General features: G+C 78.3%; 1 protein-coding gene. It reads right to left on the bottom strand.

Translation table 11 applies throughout. The annotated features are described in order from the left end of the window. A partial coding sequence (locus tag G3I42_RS25370; protein WP_239096663.1) for a tetratricopeptide repeat protein occupies nt 1-727 on the bottom strand: 727 nt, incomplete at both ends.

The following is a 727-nucleotide window of genomic DNA, read 5'->3' as shown; positions in this document are numbered from 1 at the left end:
CGCGCAGCGCAGGTGCCGCTCGGCGGAGCGTTCGTCGCCCTCGCGCAGGAGGGCCATGCCGACCTGGAGCGCCGCCTCGGCGTGCCCGGCGGAGGCGGCGCGCTCGTACCAGCGCAGCGCGCCGTCGTCGTCGCCGCGTCCCGCGTGCAGGATGCCGAGGTTGAAGGCGGCGTCGACGCTGCCGGTCTCGGCGGCCTTGGAGAACCAGGGCTCGGCGCCCGCGGCGTCCCCGGCCTGGAGGAGCAGGACGGCGAGGGCGTTGGACGCCTCGCGGTGGCCCGCGTAGGCGGCGCGGCGGTACCACTGCTCGGCCTGCGCGGTGCGGCCCTGCGCCGCGCAGAGCAGGGCGAGGTTGTAGGCGCCGTTGTGGTCGCCCGCGTCCATGGCCGCGCGGTACCAGCGCTCGGCCGTCTGGTGCTCGCCGCGCTCGGCGTGGAGGGCGCCGAGGGCGTTCGCGGCGTTGCCGTCGCCGTCCTGGGCGGCCTTGAGCCACCACACGGCGGCGTTCTCCTCGTCGCCCGCGTCGCGGAGCAGGAAGCCGAGGGCGCAGGCGGCGCGCGTCTCGCCCTCGCGGGCGGAGCTGAGGTACCAGCGGCCGGCCTCCTTGAGCTTGCCGCGCCGTTCCAGGAGGGCGCCGAGCTGGAGCGCCGCGCCCCGGTGGCCGCGCGCGGCGGCCTGCCGGTGCCACTGCTCGGCCTCGCGGGTCAGCTCCTCGGCGCGCGCCTTG

Source organism: Streptomyces sp. SID11385 (genome assembly GCF_010548245.1).
Taxonomy (GTDB): domain Bacteria; phylum Actinomycetota; class Actinomycetes; order Streptomycetales; family Streptomycetaceae; genus Streptomyces.
The sequence above is the reverse complement of the archived record's forward strand: the minus strand, read 5'-3'. Positions and strand labels throughout refer to the sequence as shown.